We start from the raw sequence: 633 nt of genomic DNA, 5'->3' as shown, positions 1-633 counted from the left end.
CCATGACTCAACTGCCTCTTACTGGCTCATCATGGCTTATCGCAAGTTAGTACGTCCTTCATCGCCTCCAACTGCCTAGGCATCCACCGTGTACGCTTAATCACTTAACCATACAACCCAAAAAGGTCTTCAAGCGCAGCTTGAAGCATCTATATCGTAGGGCAGGCTACGCCTGCCGTTACGCTCAATGCTTCAATTGAGCCTGATTTTCTGAGTTGTACTTTTATTACATGACATTAAAAGTACGATACGCCTCTACCAAAGTGTGTCTTGTAGAGTGTTACCTAAGAGATTTCTCTTTGTTTCTTACAATCAGCTTGTCCAAGTTGTTAAAGAGCACGTAACATAAGGTTACTGATAAATCGTTTATAATAAACAGCTTATCGGTAAGCTTTCGTCGGCAGGCTGAGCCTGCCCTACGCGCGGTATTGGTAAATAAATTTGGATACAAAATATTGTGTAGGGCAGGCCGTGCCTGCCGTAAGCGTTTCGTATCCCGGATACCTGAATCAGGAAATGGTGGAGCCAAGCGGGATCGAACCGCTGACCTCCTGCGTGCAAGGCAGGCGCTCTCCCAGCTGAGCTATGGCCCCGTTTCGAAGAAACGGTATATCACCGTATCCTGATAGTCTT

At 46.6% G+C, this 633-nt stretch carries 1 tRNA gene and 1 rRNA gene; both read right to left on the bottom strand.

Going from position 1 to position 633, the window contains the following annotated elements:
* Positions 1–110, bottom strand: a 23S ribosomal RNA gene (locus CWE09_RS14130); the annotation flags it as partial.
* A 407-nt stretch (positions 111–517) separates the two neighbouring features.
* A tRNA-Ala gene (locus CWE09_RS14125) sits at positions 518–593 on the bottom strand.
* Between the last annotated feature and the right edge of the window lie 40 nt (positions 594–633).

It is taken from the genome of Aliidiomarina minuta (genome assembly GCF_003987145.1).
Classification (GTDB): Bacteria; Pseudomonadota; Gammaproteobacteria; order Enterobacterales; family Alteromonadaceae; genus Aliidiomarina; species Aliidiomarina minuta.
This window is presented reverse-complemented; position numbering and strand designations above follow the sequence as displayed.